Annotated in this window: 10 protein-coding genes; 9 read left to right on the forward strand and 1 reads right to left on the reverse strand. The window is 47.2% G+C overall.

Annotation, left to right across the window (positions count from 1 at the left end; translation table 11 throughout):
- Positions 1–229 precede the first annotated feature (229 nt).
- From ACYVE4_RS12520 to ACYVE4_RS12535, 4 genes are all read left to right on the forward strand, one after another.
- A complete protein-coding gene (locus ACYVE4_RS12520) occupies positions 230–568 on the forward strand; it encodes a PadR family transcriptional regulator (RefSeq protein ID WP_461040260.1) in 339 nt (112 codons plus the stop codon).
- Positions 565–3,177, forward strand: a complete 2,613-nt coding sequence (locus tag ACYVE4_RS12525; RefSeq protein ID WP_461040262.1) for an ABC transporter permease — start codon at positions 565–567, stop codon at positions 3,175–3,177. Before ACYVE4_RS12520 ends, ACYVE4_RS12525 begins: the two co-directional genes overlap by 4 nt.
- Positions 3,178–3,242: 65 nt before the next feature.
- Positions 3,243–5,924, forward strand: a complete 2,682-nt coding sequence (locus ACYVE4_RS12530; RefSeq protein WP_461040264.1) for a permease prefix domain 2-containing transporter — start codon at positions 3,243–3,245, stop codon at positions 5,922–5,924.
- Between the two features lie 73 nt (positions 5,925–5,997).
- Complete coding sequence (locus ACYVE4_RS12535; protein WP_461040265.1) at positions 5,998–6,459, forward strand: YybH family protein; 462 nt, start codon at positions 5,998–6,000, stop codon at positions 6,457–6,459.
- A 73-nt stretch (positions 6,460–6,532) separates the two neighbouring features.
- Here the strand turns inward: ACYVE4_RS12535 and ACYVE4_RS12540 are convergent, their stop codons facing one another.
- The gene (locus ACYVE4_RS12540; RefSeq protein WP_461040266.1) at positions 6,533–7,381 is read right to left on the reverse strand and encodes a sugar phosphate isomerase/epimerase family protein; all 849 of its coding nucleotides are present in this window, start codon (positions 7,379–7,381) and stop codon (positions 6,533–6,535) included.
- A 301-nt stretch (positions 7,382–7,682) separates the two neighbouring features.
- On the opposite strand from ACYVE4_RS12540, the gene ACYVE4_RS12545 reads away from it, so the two are divergent.
- The 5 genes from ACYVE4_RS12545 (at position 7,683) to ACYVE4_RS12565 (ending at position 18,723) form a co-directional block, all read left to right on the forward strand.
- The gene (locus ACYVE4_RS12545; RefSeq protein ID WP_461040267.1) at positions 7,683–8,021 is read left to right on the forward strand and encodes a PadR family transcriptional regulator; all 339 of its coding nucleotides are present in this window, start codon (positions 7,683–7,685) and stop codon (positions 8,019–8,021) included.
- A 79-nt stretch (positions 8,022–8,100) separates the two neighbouring features.
- On the forward strand, positions 8,101–10,719 hold the full coding sequence (locus ACYVE4_RS12550; RefSeq protein ID WP_461040268.1) for a permease prefix domain 2-containing transporter: 2,619 nt from the start codon (positions 8,101–8,103) through the stop codon (positions 10,717–10,719).
- A gap of 75 nt (positions 10,720–10,794) precedes the next feature.
- Positions 10,795–13,395, forward strand: a complete 2,601-nt coding sequence (locus ACYVE4_RS12555; RefSeq protein WP_461040270.1) for an ABC transporter permease — start codon at positions 10,795–10,797, stop codon at positions 13,393–13,395.
- A gap of 60 nt (positions 13,396–13,455) precedes the next feature.
- A complete protein-coding gene (locus tag ACYVE4_RS12560; RefSeq protein ID WP_461040272.1) occupies positions 13,456–16,077 on the forward strand; it encodes an ABC transporter permease in 2,622 nt (873 codons plus the stop codon).
- Between the two features lie 51 nt (positions 16,078–16,128).
- Entirely contained in the window at positions 16,129–18,723 is a 2,595-nt protein-coding gene (locus ACYVE4_RS12565) for an ABC transporter permease (protein ID WP_461040273.1), read from the forward strand.
- The last annotated feature ends 8 nt before the right edge of the window (positions 18,724–18,731 follow it).

Below are 18,731 nucleotides of genomic sequence, written 5' to 3' on the forward strand. Positions count from 1 at the left end.
AGGTACACTCTTCAAACAGGCCATCACTAGGGCAAAAACGACAGATAACGGGTCGATTCCGACAACTTTTATTGTGGCCAAACGGCTGTTCGCCCTGTTCAGCACCGGACAGAAATTGTACGATTTCGGACAGAGTGATTTATCTAAAAATGCCTTTTTAAGCTCAGAATAGCATTTTCACAAATTGGCAAAGCATTTGTTCTACAGAAGTTGAATATATATTCTCCGTATGAAACGAACATACTTAGGCGAGTTTGAAGAGGTAGTCCTGTTGACGGTTGCGGTATTGAATGAGGGGGCTTATGGGGTAGCCATTGCCGATGAGCTGGATCGCCAGACAGGCCGGTCGGTCAGTATTAGCGCTGTCCATGCAGCGCTACAACGGCTGGAGGAAAAAGGCATGCTTTCTTCACACATGGGCGAAGCCACGGCAGAGCGGGGCGGCCGCCGTAAACGATTGTTCAGCGTTACGGCATTAGGAAGCAGAACCTTGCATGACATCCGGGCAATGCGTGATCAATTATGGAATTCAATTGAACCCAATGCCTTACCAGCCATCAGTCTATGAAACCTCCTCGTTTGGCTGATCGATTACTTGAATGGTTCTGCGCTCCGCATATTCTTGAAGAGGTACAGGGGGATCTGTATGAACGCTATGTTCGAGATCTGCAACGTAATGGTCGGGCTGGCGCCAATCGAAAATACTGGTTGAACGTACTGCGCTTCTTTCGTCCATTTGCCCTTAAACGACCCAAATCCGACTATAAACAACCCTTTTTTAGTAACCCGGTTATGCTACAAAATTATCTAAAAATCGCCTGGCGAAACATGATCCAGAATAAATCATTTTCGGCCATTAATATCATGGGTCTGGCACTGGGTATGGCTACCAGCCTGCTTATTTACCTCTGGATTCAGGATGAATTTAGTGTGGATGCCTATCATACCAATGGGCCACAGCTCTACACAGTTATGGAGCGCCAGTTTTTTGATGGGAAAGTTGAAGCAAGTCCAGGTACACCGGCGCTGTTGGCCGATGAGTTGGAAAAGTCGTTTCCCGAAATTGAACACGCGGCCAGTTTATCCTGGGAACAGACGCACACGTTCGCCGTTGGCGATAAACTCAATAAAGAAAAGGGCCGATCTGCCGGAGCGAATTGGTTTACGATGTTTAGCCTACCTCTGCTGGCCGGTAAGGCCGAGGCTGCTTTGGCCGCTCCCAATAACATTGCCATTTCCCGGAAACTGGCTCAGAATTACTTTGGCAGCCCAGAGGAAGCGATTGGAAAAAGTATTCGTCTGGACAATACAACCGATTATCAGGTCAGCGCGGTTTTTGACAATATTCCTGTCAATAGTTCGGAAACCTACGATTATGTACTCTCCTGGCAGGATTTTCTGAAGCGTAACGAGTGGCTCAACGATTGGGGCAACAACGCACCTCTTACACGAATCCAACTCCGGGTTGACCGTACCGGGGTTTCGGCTGATCCGGCTAAGCTGGAGGCTAAAATGAAGACATTCCTGAAACGCTATAACCCATCAATCGGAAAAGAGAATTTTGATATTCAACTCTTTCTGCAACCCTATCAGGATACGTACCTCTATTCTAATTTCAAAAATGGGTATCAGGATGGTGGTCGAATTGAGTACGTCCGTTTGTTTGGTATTGTTGCCGCTTTTATCCTGCTGATTGCCTGCATCAACTTCATGAATTTAGCGACGGCCCGTTCGGTCAAGCGGGCGCGGGAAGTGGGGGTCCGGAAAGTAGTCGGTGCAGCCCGGAGTTTATTGATCGGGCAGTTTATCGGCGAAGCCCTTCTGTTGACGATTATAGCGCTGATTATTGCTCTGGGCATAACCGGATTAATCTTACCGGCTTTTAACACGCTGACGGATAAACACATCAGCTTTCCGTTGATCAATGCTAATTTCTGGATAACCTTGCTGGGAATGACGCTCTTAACGGGCTTCATTGCGGGCAGTTATCCGGCACTGGTATTGTCATCGCTGAACCCGATTCGGGTCCTGAAAGGCACACTTCGATTTGGGGCTGGAGCGCGACTATTTCGGCAAGGCTTGGTTGTTTTCCAATTTTCACTGTCGATACTGCTCATCATCGGAACAATTATAGTTTACCGACAGATTGGCTTTATCCAAACAACCAACCTTGGATTTGATCGGGAAAATCTGATTTACCTCTATGGTGAAGGTGATTTAGCAACCAATTATGCAGCGTTCAAGCAGGAGTTACTACCAAAGCCAGGTATACAGGCAATTACATACATGGACGGTACGCCAACCAGTACGTTCGGGAGCACAGGCAATGTTCAGTGGCCGGGTAAAGATCCGACCAGTAGTGTGCAATTCCAGTTTTCAACGGTCGACTATGATTTCGCCAAAACCTTGAAAGTCAACGTATCAGGTCGAGATTTCTCTCGTGATTTTGGTATGGATTCTACCAGTTACCTCATCAATGAAACAGCCGCCCGACGTATCGGTTATCAGCAGGCGATTGGTAAGCCGCTGACGCTGTGGGGTAAACCGGGAACGATCATTGGTGTTATCAAGGATTTCCATCAGAATTCGCTCCATCAGGCCATTGAGCCAATGATTGTCAAACTCAGCCTTAAGTCGGATGGTAAAAATATCATTGTTCGTACACAGCCGGGCCAATCAAAGCAAGCCTTGGCGAGTCTGGAAGCGGTATGGCAGCAGTTTAATCCAAAGTTTCCGTTCACATATACCTTTGCTGATCAGGTGTTTCAAAAGCTGTATCGAAGCGAAACCATCATCGGTACATTAGCGAATTATTTTGCGTTTCTGGCCATTTTGATTTCCTGTCTAGGACTATTCGGGCTAGCCGCTTTCATGGCTGAGCAACGTACTAAAGAGATTGGTGTACGCAAAGTCCTGGGCGCTTCAGTCGCCAGCGTAGTTACACTTTTATCCGCCGATTTTCTGAAATTAGTTCTGGTCGCCATTCTCATTGCTTCACCAATAGGCTGGTATGCCATGAAGCAATGGCTACAGGAGTTCGCGTATAAAATCGACATCGAATGGTGGATGCTCCCCCTGGCTGGTCTGGTAGCCGTTTGTATTGCCCTGCTGACAATCAGTTTCCAAAGTATCAAAGCTGCGCTGATGAATCCGGTGAAATCATTACGTAGTGAATAAATGGCATGGTTTGCGTGGACGGTCCGGACAATCCTGCAACCCATGCAAACTCCGCAATCTCTGCTATGAAATCTCCTCCTCGAACCGCCCCGCCCCGCCTGGCTGACCGATTACTTGAATGGTTCTGCGCTCCGCATCTACTAGAGGAAGTGCAGGGCGATTTATATGAGCGATACGTTCGGGATCTGAAATGTGATGGCGTAGCAAAAGCCAACCGTCGGTATTGGTTCAATGTCCTACGATTTATTCGCCCGTTTGCGCTCAAACGGCAACCTTCTGAGTATTCTTCTCCCCTATTACTCCATCCAATTATGCTACGCAACTATCTCAAAACCAGTCTGCGCAATCTGGCGAAAAACAAAGTCAGCACGCTGATCAACCTGCTTGGGCTTACGCTAGGCGTAACGGCCTGTTTGGTTATCTACCTGATTACCAATTACGAACTGAGCTACGATACGTTCCATCCAGAAAGAGAACGTATTTATCGGTTAGTTGGCGAATCGCAATACGGCACTCCCGGCGAGAAGCATCCGGTAGGGTTTGTTCCCAATGCCGTTCCGGCGGCAATCCGAAAAGAAATTGCGGGCCTGGAAACGGTAACGGCCTTTCATAATATCAGTTCAGATGTATTGATTCCGGATGGTAGTGAGAAACCCAGGCGATTTGAAAATCAACACAGTGAAACGATCGTTGTTGAACCTCAATATTTCGATCTTTTCAAGTATCAATGGCTGGCTGGCAATCCGCAAACGGCACTCAATGAGCCGTTTAAAGTAGTCCTGTCAGAACAGAAAGCCCGTACTTATTTCGGCGATCTGCCCATAGAAAAAATGCTTGGCAAAGAAGTTATTTACCAGGACTCCGTCCACACAAACGTAGCTGGAATTGTGAAAGCGTGGGCGCAACCTAGCGATTTCAAATTCACTGATTTTATCTCGTTCGCAACGATTCGGGCCAGTCAGTTGAAGAAAGGCATTAATCTCGACCAATGGGATGATATCTGGTCGGCTTCACAAGCGTTTGTCAAATTACCGAAAGGCGCAACCCCCGCTCAGTTTACGGCACAATTCCAGCGTTTTGGCAAGGCTCATTATCCAAAGGAGTTTAAATACACACCTGCTTTGCAGCCGCTATCTGACCTACATTTCAACGAAGATTACGGGGATAATTATTCACGAAAAGCACATTTACCAACGCTATATGGCCTGATGGCTGTTGCTGGATTTATCCTGCTGATTGCGGCTATCAATTTCATTAATTTGTCGACAGCTCAATCCGTACAACGAGCAAAAGAAACTGGTATTCGCAAAGTGATGGGCAGCAGCCGCACGAGTCTGGTGATCCAATTTCTGAGCGAAACAACATTCCTGACGCTCATCGCAATACTAATCGCTTTACTGCTCGTTAATCCGATTCTAGCTGGTTTTCAGTCGTTAACACCCAAAGGTCTGACATTCGATTTGTTTAGCCTCCAAACAGGTCTGTTTCTGCTTTTCGTTACGGTCGTTACGTCATTACTATCTGGCTTTTATCCGTCGTGGATATTATCCTCCTATCGACCAGCCCTCACGCTCAAAGGCCAGGCCGCATTAACTAATGGGCAAAAAGGTCATTTACGTAAAGCACTGATTGTGTTCCAGTTTACAGTTTCGTTAGTGTTCATCATCGGTACGCTGATGGTAGGTCGCCAGCTCAGCTTCATTCGCAATAAAGATCTCGGATTTTCGACTGATGCGATTCTGGAAATCCGTCCTCCACGGGGCAGTAACGGTGATAAGGGTCCTGTACTGGTGCAGAAAATCAAGCAATTAGCGGCTATTGATCGTGTCACAGTCCAATGGTTTCCACCGATGGGACAAGCCTACATGGTAACTAAGTTGACTTATCAGCCCCCAAAGAAGCAAGCCATCGAACTCGATGTATCGGCGAAAGTAGGAGATGAAAATTTCATTCCACTCTACCAATTACGGCTGTTAGCGGGACGGAATTACGTAAAAAGTGATTCGCTTCGCGAGCTGATCATTAACGCTACATACGCCAAAGCGCTTGGCTTCCGCAAACCAGCTGATGCCCTGAATCAATTCATTGACTGGCAGGGCAAAAAATATCCAATTGTCGGTGTAGTAGCTGATTTTCATGAACAATCGTTTCATGAAAAAATCGAACCGACCTTTATTGGATATATGCCTGGCCAGGCACGGAATATCGGTATCAAACTGAAAACAAAAGGGAAAGATATAGCTGATGTAAAAGCGACGCTGGCCAGCCTGGAGCAGCAATGGATTAGCGTATTTCCTGACAATAAATTCGACTACAAATTTCTCGACGATTCGATTGCTACCCTCTATGAAAAAGAGCAAAAAACCAGTCAGCTAGTCAATACGGCGACGGCCATTGCGATTCTGATTTCGTGCATGGGCTTGTTTGGCCTTGCCATGTTTACGGCAGAACAACGTACTAAGGAGATCGGTGTTCGGAAAGTACTGGGCGCATCGGTCAGCAGCATCGTTGCTTTACTGTCGAAAGATTTCCTGAAGCTGGTTGTCATTTCGCTCATTATTGCGTCACCGATTGCCTGGTGGGCCATGAGCCAGTGGCTAAACGATTTCGCTTATAAGATCGATATTGAATGGTGGGTATTTGCCTTGGCAGGGCTATTATCTGTTGGTATTGCGCTACTTACCGTCAGTTTCCAGAGTATAAAAGCCGCACTGGTAAACCCGGTAAAAACGTTGCGTAGCGAATAATGCCGTACCTTGGTAAAGGTAGAGACAAGGCCTGCTTGTCTCTACCTTTACCAAGGACAACTAATTGACAATCATGTTCCAGTTACGCCTGCTTCTTTTCTTCAGCCTGTTTTGTTCTGCAAGCCAGTTGATGGCTCAACAATCTAATCAGAAGTTCCCGCCAACGGATTCTCTAGCATCCGTTACCTTACCACCTGAGATTGACCGCGTACTACGCGATTATGAACGCGAATGGCAGGCCGATAATATAGAAAAACTAGTTGCCCTATTTACACCCGATGGGTTTGTTATGCAGCCCCGTCGACCGGCTATACGTGGGCAGGAAAATCTAAAAGACGCTTATCGTGGAGGGGCCGGTCAGCCGCTGTTTCTGCGAGCGTTATCTTTTGCACAGGAAGGCTCCGTTGGCTACATCATTGGTGCCTACCGCGCCAAAGCAACTGGGCCAGACATTGGCAAATTCATTCTCGCCCTTCGCAAAGGACCCAACGGGCGCTGGCTCATTGCCGCCGATATGGATAATTCAATAAGATAGCGGAGGGCATAAGGGTAAGGGCATGGGGTAGTTTCAATTCTGGTTTTTCCTATACCCTTACCCCTGTGCCAGCCTACTGCCCACCACTGTAGATTTTGCGGAAGTTTTTCACACTTTCGGCAATTTCGGGGCCGTTATTTTCCCAATGGTATTCGTATTCGACAGAGATCGGGCCTTTGAATTTCTGGCGTTTCATTTCGGCGATAACTTCTGAAACTTTGCAGTCGCCAGTTCCCCAGACAACGTCGTGGTATTTCCCATCGGGCGTATCCTTTTTCACATCCTTGAAGTGCATACCCAATACGTGTCCGTTTAGCTTTTTCAGACATTCGACCGGATCAAGTCCCGAACGTACCCAGTGGCCAATATCTGAACACGAACCAACGTATTTACTGCCACCAATAGCCGCCAGAACCGTATCGGGGTGCCAGTAGCGCGATGGTTTAGGGTGATTGTGCAGGGCAACGTTGATTTTATACTGTTCAGCCAGTTTACGAACCAGTGGCATCTGTTGGGGAGTTGGCTCAGAGTTGATATTCAGAACCCCCATTTCTTTCGCGAACTCAAACAGTGTTTTCCATTCGTCGTCGGTTTTAGGATTCACAACGCCATACGCAACAACCGTCAACCCTCTGTCTTTAATTAACTTCTTGACGGCCTGACGAGTAGCCGCATCCATCGAGAAATCCATTTTCCCATCGACACCCCCGCCGATAGTTTGGCCCGGAAAAGCTTCTACGTATTTCAGTCCACAACTGTCAATTTTACGGAGAGCTTCGGCAAAGGAAAATAGCCGAAACGAATAGGCTTGAGAGCCGAGTTTCCAGCCCGCTTTATCTTCCGGGCCTTTCTGCGCCAGTGCGACGGTTGCGCACAGCAACAAAGCTATCCCACACAACAGGTATTTTTTGCAATAGTTCATAACAGAATCGTCTTGGTTTCTAACTCAAAAGAGGAACACGCTTACGCCATACCTATCAGGATCGTGTTCGTTCTCTTCAGCTGGTCCATTTACTCCCAACGACATTGGTCATTTGCAAACGACTGCACACACGTTTAAATGGTTTACCCTTCTCCTATGTCCCAAACCGTACGTTTTCTGTCCGATACCGGACAACGGATTTACTATCCTTTTCACGAAAAAGGCCTTTTCTATTAAACAGAGGAGCTTTTTATTTTCTGGCCGATCATTTGATCAGCAAAACTAGAACTAATCAATGGCAATGAAACGAAGCTACTTAGGCGAGTTCGAGGAGATTGTTCTGCTAACCGTGGCGGTTATGGAGGGCAATGCGTATGGCGTAGCGATTACCCACGAAATCATCGAGCAAACGGGCCGATCGGTTCGGCTCAACCAGATTCACGCGGCTTTGGATCGGCTCGAAGATAAAGGTATGGTGAAGTCTGAAATGGGCGAGCCAACCGCCGAACGGGGTGGCCGACGCAAGCGGCTGTTTACCGTAACGGCCTATGGGAGACGAACCTTACAGGAAATTCAGGAAGTGCGCGTCAGTTTCTGGGATCGACTGCTGAGTCCACTCAAACCCGCGACGAGTCTATAGCAGAGGATTGGTGCATAGAGTACAACCAGCGTCTAATTCCAACCTTTTCCCAAAACGCACAGCCCCGAATCAGTGCCCTATGCAACACCGTCCACCCAAACTCGCCGACCGATTTCTTCGCGTCTTTCTATCGCCGGAGAGACTGGAAGAGGTACAGGGCGATTTGCAGGAGGAATTTGCGTATCAGGTGCGACGGGTGGGGGCACGGCGGGCCTGCTGGCGATACTGGTGGGATGTAATTGGCTTTTTAAAACGGCCTTTTTTGAGTAAACGACAACCTGAATTGAATTCCATACAACCCTCAGTAATGAACCTGATTATGCTTCGAAATCACGTCAAAATCGCCTGGCGAAATCTGGTAAAAGATCGTCAGTTTACGCTCCTTAATTTAACTGGCCTCTCGACGGGTTTAGCCTGTACGCTGTTGATTTATCTGTGGGTGAATGACGAAATCCATATGGATAAATACAACGAAAAAGATGAGCAGCTTTTTCAGGTGATGTCTAATTTCTTCCACGAGAATGATATAAAAACTGGCAACCACACCCCCGGACTTCTCGCGAATGCATTGGCAGCCGAAATGCCCGAAGTCGAACACGCCGTTACGGTCGTTCCGGCCTCCTGGTTTTCAAATAAAGGATTGATTTCAGTCGGCGAAAACCATCTGAAAGCAGGTGGGCAATTTGTGAGTAAAGACTACTTTAACGTATTTACCTGCCCGTTTCTGGCGGGGAATAAAAACAGCCTCTTTTCGGATAATAGCACGATTGCTCTTTCTGAAAATATGGCTATCAAATTATTTGGAACAACAACTAATGTTCTTGGGAAGGCTATACAATGGGATCAGGGCCAGTTCAGCGGAACGTATCGCGTTGGGGGTATTTTCCGGAACCCACCGGCCAATTCGACGGAGCCGTTTGATCTGCTGTTCAATTTTAACGTATTTGTTGTAAGGCGTCCCGGCATGGAAAACTGGGGAAATAGCGATCCCAGTACATTCCTGATTCTGAAAGAAGGAACTAACCTCGATCAGTTCAATGCCAAAATCAACAGCTATTTAGCGACAAAAAACAAAGAAATCACGACGCAGTTATTCGCCATTAAGTACTCAGATATATACCTGCATGGTCAGTTTGAGAATGGCGTACAGACTGGCGGACGCATTACGTACATACAATTGTTTTCGGTCATTGCCCTCTTTATTCTGCTGATTGCCTGCATCAATTTTATGAATCTGAGTACGGCTAAAGCGTCGGGTCGTCTGAAGGAGGTGGGTATCAAAAAAGTAGTGGGCGCGCTACGTAGTTCGCTGATTACGCAATACTTGGGCGAGTCAGTTTTAATGGCTTTTCTGTCTCTTGCTCTAGCTATCCTTCTGCTGATAATCCTGCTTCCGCAATTCAATAACATTACCGGCAAACAAATCAGTCTGGCTTTCGATGGCAGTTTGATTCTGGCCGTTTTAGGCCTCACCATATTAACCGGTCTGATTGCGGGCAGTTACCCGGCTCTATACCTGTCTGGCTTCAATCCAACGGCCGTTTTGAAAGGAAAGCTTAAAACGTCTGTTGGCGAGTTGATGGTGCGGAAAGGATTGGTCGTCTTTCAGTTTGCGGTTTCCATTGTTTTCATCGTTGCGGTGTTGGTTGTCTATCAGCAAATCAATTACATACAGACCAAAAATCTGGGCTATAACCGCGATAACATCATTCATTTTGAAATACCGTTTGAAATGGATTCCATCCATATGAAAACATCAGAGGCATTTTTAAGCGAACTAAAACGTCTTCCTGGTGTCATAAATGTTTCGAGCTATTACCATAACCTGACCGGTCAACATGGGGCGATATCCGGGTTTCAGTGGCCGGGTAAAGATCCTGGCAAAGACATTGAATTCGCCAATCTCGAAGTCGGCTACAATTTCATCGAAACCATAGGCATGGAGTTGAAAGAAGGCCGTAGTTTTTCCAACAACCAGAGCGTTGACAAAGAAATCATCTTCAATGAAGCGGCAATCAAAAGCATGGTATTGAAGAACCCGATTGGCAAAACTGTTAAATTCTGGGACCGTGAACGTCAAATTGTTGGTGTAGTCAAAAATTTCAATTTCGAGTCACTTTATAAAACGGTCGAACCCTGCTTTTTTCAGGTCTATCCAATAATGCCTAACATCATGGTGAAGATTCGGGGCGGTTCCGAAAAACAGACCATCGCCCAGATTCAAAGCGTTTTTGAGAACTACAATAGAGGGCTTGCTTTCGACTATCAATTTCTGGATGAGAACTACAACGCACTTTATGCTTCTGAACGTCGGATTGGGGTTTTATCGCGCTATTTCGCCGGACTCGCCATCCTGATTTGCTGCCTGGGACTATTCGGGTTGGCAGCCTTCACGGCCCAACGACGGCAAAAAGAAATTGGTGTTCGAAAAGTAGTAGGTGCGTCGGTCAGCAACGTCACAATAATGCTGTCGATGGATTTTCTGAAACTGCTTTTGGTAGCCCTCGTCATTGCGTTTCCCCTGGTTGGCTGGGCGCTGAGTCGTTGGCTACAAAATTTTGCGTACCATATCAATTTAGGTATGGGTGTCTTTATTCTGACTGGTTTCTCAATTACCCTAATCACATTAGCAACCGTTGGCTACCAGGCCGTTAAGGCAGCCTTAGTCAATCCGGTAAAATCACTACGATCTGAATAGCCAATGGCCTGGGGTTCGGGCGCATCGGGTAAAACCAGCCCGCCACCCCAACCCCAACCCTAACCCCTTTGCCCCATGCCCCCAACCCCGCCCAAACTCGCCGACCGATTCCTTCGCGTCTTTCTATCGCCGGAGAGACTGGAAGAGGTACAGGGCGATTTGCAGGAGGAATTTGCCTGGCAGGTGCGACGGATGGGCGAACGACGGGCGAAGTGGCAGTACTGGCGAGATGTGGTCGGATTTCTGAAGCCCTGGGCTATTAAACAACCTGATACCTATTCGACAACTTACTTATTGAACTCAATTATGTTACGAAACTATTTTAGAACCGCCTGGCGAAATCTGGTCAAAAATCGATTCTATTCGCTAATCAACATTACAGGACTGACCGCCGGATTAGCCGTAGGAATTTTGATTCTGCTCTGGGTTCAGGACGAGCGAAGCTTCGACCGTTTTCACCAACAGGCCACCAACATTTACCGGCTCGAAAACTGGGCCGGAACGGGCAGTAGTCGGCAAATCTGGACATCGACGGTAGCACCTATTGCTGAAATGGGAAAAAAGGAATTGCCAGAGATCAAAGAGTCAGTTCGGCTATCCTATAATTATATGTACACCTTGTTCAAATACAAGGATAAAACGGTCAATGAAGACAATACAACCTTCGCCGATCCGACGCTGTTTTCGATGTTCGATTTCCCACTGATTCAGGGAAATCCAGCGAATCCGTTCCCGGATAATCACTCAATTGTGTTGACGGAAAGCACAGCGAAACGGTATTTTGGCGACGAAAATCCGATTGGTAAAATCCTGGCAAGTACTGACAACAACTCATTCAAAGTCAGCGGTATAATCCGGGATTTTCCGAAGAATTCGAGCATCCGACGCGATATGATATTACCGATTTCGCTAATGTTCGAGACAATGTATCGCGACCGTACAAATGATCGGGATCAGACGAATGATTTCTCACAGTTCAACTACGATACGTATTACCTATTGCAACCGGGTGCCTCAATCGATCAACTAACGGACAAACTTCGTAACATCCACCTCCGCAACAAACCCGACGATACCGACCTGACGTATCTGTTGCAACCACTAGCCGACATGCACTTGTACCGTGCCGATGGAAGCAATGGCGGCATCGAAACCGTACGGATGTTTTCGATTATTGCCTTGCTGATTCTGGTGATTGCCTGCATCAACTATGTTAATCTTTCCACAGCGCGCTCCTTATTACGTTCCAAAGAAGTGAGTATGCGTAAGATTGTAGGCGCAGCGAAGAGTCAGTTATTCATGCAATTCCTGATCGAGACAGCCCTTCTGTTTGCTCTGGCAACCATACTGGCGTTCGGATTGATGTATGCGCTGCTCCCCGCTTACAACCAACTATCGGGCAAAGAATTGGTCCTGGATTTTTCGGACTATCGGCTTTGGCGGCTCATTGGTCTGACAATCGTCGGTACGTTAGCCGCTTCGAGCATTTATCCAGCTTTACTGCTTTCCTCCTTTGAACCAATGAAAGCCCTGAAAGGCAAAGTGTCGCCCCGGCTGAGCGAAGCTATGTTCCGGCGAGTGCTGGTCGTGACACAGTTTGCTGTCTCAGTGATTCTAATTGCCAGTACGTTGATTATCAGCAATCAGTTAAAATACATTCAGTCGAAAGAACTGGGCTACGACAAAACGCATGTGTTTGGTTTTTTCATGCGTAATAAGATGAGTCGACATTACGATGCCATAAAAGCTGAGTTGCTGAATCAGCCAGGTGTAGCGGCTGTTACTCGGGCCAGTAGTAACATCATTCAGATTGGCGCGCAGACAGGTGATAACGAGTGGGATGGCAAAGAGAAAGGCGAAACCATGTTTATCCGACCCGTAGCCATCGACAAAGATTTTATTCCTTTCTTCAAAATGAGTCTATTGCAGGGAGCGAATTTTAGGGGCACGCCGTCCGACTCATTGCATTTTATCCTGAACGAAACCGCTGTTAAACGAGCTCGTATGAAAGACCCAATTGGTAAGTCGTTCCGGTTGTGGAAAGACAAAGGAACCATCGTTGGGGTAGTAAAAGACTTCCATTTTGAGTCGATGCGTCAGAAAATTGAACCAGCGATTTTCTTTTACAGACCCAGCCAAATGGGAGCGCTGTACGTCAAAACAACAGGGCAGGATGCACAACAGGCAGTTGCCGCAACACAACGTCTTTACAAGCAGTACAACGCAGATTTCCCGTTCGACTATGCGTTCTTAGATGAATCATTCAATCGCCTGTATAAGTCGGAACAACAAACGGGCCTGCTATTCAACGTATTTGCGGGAATTGCCATTCTCATTTCCAGCTTAGGTTTATTCGGCCTTGCTACCTACACGGCACAAGTACGAACCCGCGAGATTGGCGTACGTAAAGTACTGGGTGCCAGCGTATCAAGTATCATTCAAATGCTGGCGACAGATTTCATCAGACTGGTAGTTATTGCTATTCTGATTGCTACCCCGATTGCGTGGTATGCCATGAGTCAGTGGTTGCAGGATTTCGCCTACAAAATTGACGTTCAGTGGTGGGTATTCGTACTGGCTGGTTTACTGGCCCTTGCCATCGCCCTGTTGACGGTCAGTTTCCAAAGCATCAAAGCCGCGCTGATGAATCCGGTTCGCTCACTTCGTTCGGAGTGATGAGCGATCAATGGCTAAAGCGCGCTCATCACTCATCGCTTATCGCTCATCACTCCGCCCATGCAACCTCCCAAACTCGCCGACCGATTTCTTCGCGTCTTTCTATCACCTGAACGGTTGGAGGAAGTGCAGGGGGATTTACAGGAGGAATTTGCGTATCAGGTGCGACGGATTGGCGAGCGACGGGCGAAGTGGCAGTACTGGCGAGATGTATTGGGCTTTATCAAACTGTTTGCGGATAAAAGAAAACGTAGTAATTACCCCAACCCAACATATACGGACATGCTAAGTAACTATCTCAAAATCGCGTTTCGTAGTCTGGCAAAAAACAAGGTGTACTCCTTTATCAACATTGGCGGCCTGGCCGTTGGTATGGCCGTTGCTCTATTGATTGGTCTATGGGTGTATGATGAATTGACGTTCAATAGGTATCACAAAAACCACGACAAAATCGCTCGTGTGGTACACCAACGCACCGTCAACGGCGAAATTCTAACGACGGAGGGGATACCAATTCCAGTGGCCAGCGTGTTGCAAAATCAGTACGGAGCCGACTTCAAACACGTAACGCTTTCTTCCTGGAATACCCGGCATATTCTAACATTTGGCGACACCAAGTTCACCAAAATGGGAGCTTTTATGGCACCCGACGCACCTGAACTTTTGTCGCTGACAATGCTCAAAGGCTCCACATCGGGATTACAGGAGTCATCGTCTATTTTACTATCCGAATCGGTAGCAAAAGCCCTATTCGGTGAAATCGATCCGTTAGATAAACTGGTCAAAATTGACAATAAGCTGGATGTTAAAGTTACGGGAATTTATGAGGATATACCGTACAATTCGGCCTTTCAGGATCTTCGGTTTATTGCTCCCTGGGATCTATATGTAGCCTCAACTGATTGGGTGAAAAAAGCGTCCAACGAAAACGAGTGGGGCCAGAATTCGTTTCAGCTCTTCGTCCAGCTCGCCGAGAACGCCAATCTGGGCGCTGTTTCTGATAAAATACGACTGATCAAGCAACAGAAAGGTGGTCAAGATGAACTTAAGTTCAAGCCTGAAATACACCTGTACCCGATGGATCGGTGGCATTTGCATACCAATTGGATCAATGGAATTAACGAGGGTGGACGGATTCAATTTGTGTGGTTATTCAGTTGTACGGGCTTGTTTGTGCTGTTGCTGGCTTGCATCAATTTCATGAATTTAAGTACAGCACGTTCTGAAAAGCGAGCGAAAGAAGTAGGCATACGTAAAGCCATTGGGTCGCTCCGTCGGCAGTTGATTGGTCAATTCCTAAGCGAATCGTATCTAGTGGTTGCCTTTGCATTTGTACTCGCTTTGCTACTGGCACAGCTCACAATTTCTTTCTTCAACGACGTTGCCGACAAGCAAATAAAGATGCCATGGACTAGTCCATTTTTCTGGATAGCCGGGCTAAGTTTTTGCCTGTTAACAGGTCTATTAGCCGGTAGCTACCCTGCTTTTTATCTGTCGTCGTTTCAGCCTATTAAGGTGCTCAAAGGAACCGTATCAAGCCTTCGGTTTGGGCGAATGGCGGGACTTCCCCGGAAAGTACTCGTAGTGATGCAGTTTACGGTCTCGATCACGCTGATTGTCGGAACAGTCGTTGTATATCGGCAGATTCTCCACGCGAAAAATCGCCCGATTGGCTACAACCGTGAAGGACTGGTGATGATGCACACCACGACACCCGATATTCATGACCATTTCGATGCGGTTCAGGATGAGCTAGTCAAATCGGGCACCGTGCTGGCCCTTGCCGAATCCATGAGTCCAGCTACTGATGTCTGGTCGAACAATACGGGTTTCAACTGGAAAGGAAAAGATCCTGATCTGCAAACCGACTTTGCGACTATTGGGATCTCGCATGGTTTTGGGAAAACGGTTGGCTGGAAATTTACCGATGGTCGAGACTTTTCCAGAGCGATTCCCAGCGATTCGTCCGGGTTTGTTCTGAACGAAGCGGCTGTCAAGTTCATGGGATTGAAAAATCCAGTCGGTCAGATTGTTCAGTGGGGTGACCGCAGTTTCAACGTCGTTGGCGTGGTGAAAGACATGTTAATGATGTCGCCTTACGATCCAGTCAAACAGACCATCTATTTTATCCCCAGACGATCAGGCAATTTCATTACCATTCGGATTAATCCTACTTCTAACGCCAGTGATGCGTTGCGGCACATCGAAGCGGTTTTCAAAAAATACAGCCCGTCGTCGCCATTTAAGTACGACTTTGTCGATCAGGAATATGCGATGAAGTTTGCCGCCGAAGAACGCATTGGAAAGCTGGCCTCAGTTTTCGCAACGCTGGCCATTTTAATCTCTTGTTTAGGGTTGTTTGGTTTAGCCTCTTTTATTGCTGAGCAACGCACCAAAGAGATTGGCATCCGGAAAGTGTTAGGAGCTTCAGTAGTTAATCTGTGGGGATTACTGTCGAAAGATTTTGTCGTACTGGTGATTGTTGCTTTCGGAATCGCTTCGCCCATCGCATATTATTTTCTAAACAACTGGCTTCAGAAATACAACTACCGAACCGAGGTTTCCTGGTGGATTTTTGCGGCCACAGGCGCAGGTGCATTACTTATTACGTTACTGACGGTCAGTTTCCAAAGCATCAAAGCCGCCCTGGTGAATCCGGTTCGCTCACTTCGGTCGGAGTGATGAGCGATCAATGGCTAAAGCGCGCTCATCACTTATCGCTCATCACTCTTTATGCATCCTCCCAAACTAGCCGACCGATTTCTTCGCGTCTTTCTATCACCTGAACGATTGGAAGAGGTACAGGGGGATTTACAGGAGGAATTTGCCTGGCAGGTGCGACGGGTGGGGGCACGACGGGCCCGCTGGCGATACTGGTGGGATGTACTGGGCTTTTTGAAACCCTTTGCCTTAAAACGAAAAACTGAACTGTATTCAACAACTTCCTTACTGAACCCGAATATGTATCGAAATTATTTCAGAACCGCCTGGCGGAATTTGGTCAACAACAAAGGTTATTCAGCTATCAATATTGGCGGATTATCGGTCGGAATGGCTGTAGCGATGTTAATTGGTCTATGGGTGTATGATGAATTGTCATACAACATGTACCACGAGAACCACGAACGCATTGCGCAAATCGTGGAAAATCAAACATTGGAACAGGGAATTCAGACATATCGAGCCCTTCCCTTGCCATTAAGTCAGGAGCTTCGAACCAAATATGCCGGGGATTTCAAATCGGTAGTAGCCTCGTCTGAATTCGATCAGATTCTTGCCTACGGCGACAAAAAATTCACCCGATTTGGCTGCTTCACCGAAGCCGAATTTCCAGAAATGATGACGCTGTCCATGAAGAAGGGAACGCGGCAGGGACTACAAAACCCTAACACCGTTCTGCTCTCTGAATCAACGGCGAAAGCACTTTTTGGTGATACTGATCCTCTCCAGAAAATCATCAAAGTCGGCAATCGGTATACGGTTCAGGTAAGCGGTGTTTTTGAAGATTTGCCACACAATACCATGTTTAAGGACCTGGCGTTTATTGCACCCGTCGGTTTGCTTTTCGAATCGGGGCAGGGAATGGATAACTGGCGGAGTAGTTCGTTTGCCATTTTTGCGCAACTACATCCAAACCGGAATTTCAAGGATGTTTCAGCTAAGATCAAGGGTGTTTTTGGTAAGCACATAACGGATAAAACGCAGTCGTCGCTCTTTCTGCATCCTATGGACGACTGGTACCTGCGCTCAGAGTTTAAAAACGGCGTCAATGCGGGTGGGCGGATCGAATTTGTGTGGCTGTTTAGTTCTATCGGAGTGTTTGTGTTGTTGCTGGCCTGTATCAATTTTATGAATCTGAGCACAGCACGCTCGCAAAAACGGGCGAAAGAAGTGGGTATTCGGAAGGCGATTGGATCGTTACGTAGCCAGATAATTGGTCAGTTTTTCAGCGAGTCGTTTCTGGTGGTCGGACTCTCGTTTGTGCTGGCGCTTGGTCTGGTTCAACTGACGCTCCCTGCCTTTAACAACGTAGCCGACAAAACCATAGCCATTTTATGGACTGACCCACGTTTCTGGGTCCTCTCTCTCGGATTTATTCTTTTAACGGGTTTTGTAGCAGGCAGTTATCCAGCTCTATTCCTATCGTCGTTTCAACCCATTAAAGTACTCAAAGGCACATTTGTGTTAGGTCGTGTGGCGGCTATTCCGCGTAAGGTACTGGTTGTAGTACAGTTTACGGTATCCGTCACGCTGATTATTGGCACTATCATCGTTTATCGCCAGATACAATTCGCCAAAAATCGCCCCGTTGGCTATAGTCGGGATGGATTGATCAACATCACGATGAACACACCAGAAATTCAGGGGCGCTACGATGCAATTCGGGCTGAATTGATGGCAACTGGCGTTGTTGCCGACATGGCCGAATCGTCGAGTCCGATGACCAATATCTGGTCTGGAGCCAATAATCTGGAATGGCAGGGCAAAGATCCGAACCGAACCTCAGCTTTTGGTACGATCTCGGTTACACCCGAATTCGGCAATGTAGTGGGGTGGAAAGTAAAGGAAGGCCGCTCATTTTCAAGGCAGTTTACGAGCGATTCACTCACGTTTATGTTTAACGAAGCGGCCATAAAACTAATGGGGCTCAAGAAGCCAATTGGCGAAATCATCCGCTGGCACGATCAAAACTGGAAGGTGATCGGAGTCATTAAAGACATGGTCATGACATCGCCGTTTGAGACCGTAACGCCAACAGTTTTCATGATGAATACCAATGAACGACCGTTGAACGTCATTCACATCAAACTAAATCCTGCGATAAGTGCTCAGGATGCATTGAGCAAACTGGAAACCGTTTTCAAACGACTCAATCCAGCCGCTCCGTTCGAATACAAGTTTGCGGATCAGGAATACGCCAAAAAATTTGCCGCCGAAGAGCGTATCGGTCGACTGGCAAGCTTCTTCGCGATCCTAACCATTTTCATAAGTTGTCTGGGCATCTTCGGATTGGCCTCATTTGTCGCCGAACAACGTACCAAGGAAATTGGCGTTCGGAAAGTATTAGGCGCTTCGGTATTCAATCTATGGAGTTTACTGTCCAGAGATTTCATTGTGTTGGTATTCATTTCCTGTTTCGTCGCCAGCCCAATCGCCTACTATTATCTGAACAACTGGCTACAGCATTATGAATACCGAACCGATATTGCGTGGTGGATTTTTGCCGCGTCCGGTATCGGTGCCTTAGCCATTACATTACTGACGGTCAGTTTCCAAAGTATCAAAGCCGCCCTGGTAAATCCGGTTCGCTCACTTCGGTCGGAGTGATGAACGTA

The sequence above is a fragment of the Spirosoma harenae genome, from assembly GCF_054776975.1.

What these genes read in the sequence shown, in the direction of transcription:
- ACYVE4_RS12540 (WP_461040266.1), bottom strand. Translation starts at nt 7,381, where the DNA reads ATGAACTATTGCAAAAAATACCTGTTGTGTGGGATAGCTTTGTTGCTG.
- ACYVE4_RS12550 (WP_461040268.1), top strand. Translation starts at nt 8,101, where the DNA reads ATGCAACACCGTCCACCCAAACTCGCCGACCGATTTCTTCGCGTCTTT.
- ACYVE4_RS12535 (WP_461040265.1), top strand. Translation starts at nt 5,998, where the DNA reads ATGTTCCAGTTACGCCTGCTTCTTTTCTTCAGCCTGTTTTGTTCTGCA.
- ACYVE4_RS12545 (WP_461040267.1), top strand. Translation starts at nt 7,683, where the DNA reads ATGAAACGAAGCTACTTAGGCGAGTTCGAGGAGATTGTTCTGCTAACC.
- ACYVE4_RS12520 (WP_461040260.1), top strand. Translation starts at nt 230, where the DNA reads ATGAAACGAACATACTTAGGCGAGTTTGAAGAGGTAGTCCTGTTGACG.
- ACYVE4_RS12530 (WP_461040264.1), top strand. Translation starts at nt 3,243, where the DNA reads ATGAAATCTCCTCCTCGAACCGCCCCGCCCCGCCTGGCTGACCGATTA.
- ACYVE4_RS12525 (WP_461040262.1), top strand. Translation starts at nt 565, where the DNA reads ATGAAACCTCCTCGTTTGGCTGATCGATTACTTGAATGGTTCTGCGCT.
- ACYVE4_RS12560 (WP_461040272.1), top strand. Translation starts at nt 13,456, where the DNA reads ATGCAACCTCCCAAACTCGCCGACCGATTTCTTCGCGTCTTTCTATCA.
- ACYVE4_RS12565 (WP_461040273.1), top strand. Translation starts at nt 16,129, where the DNA reads ATGCATCCTCCCAAACTAGCCGACCGATTTCTTCGCGTCTTTCTATCA.
- ACYVE4_RS12555 (WP_461040270.1), top strand. Translation starts at nt 10,795, where the DNA reads ATGCCCCCAACCCCGCCCAAACTCGCCGACCGATTCCTTCGCGTCTTT.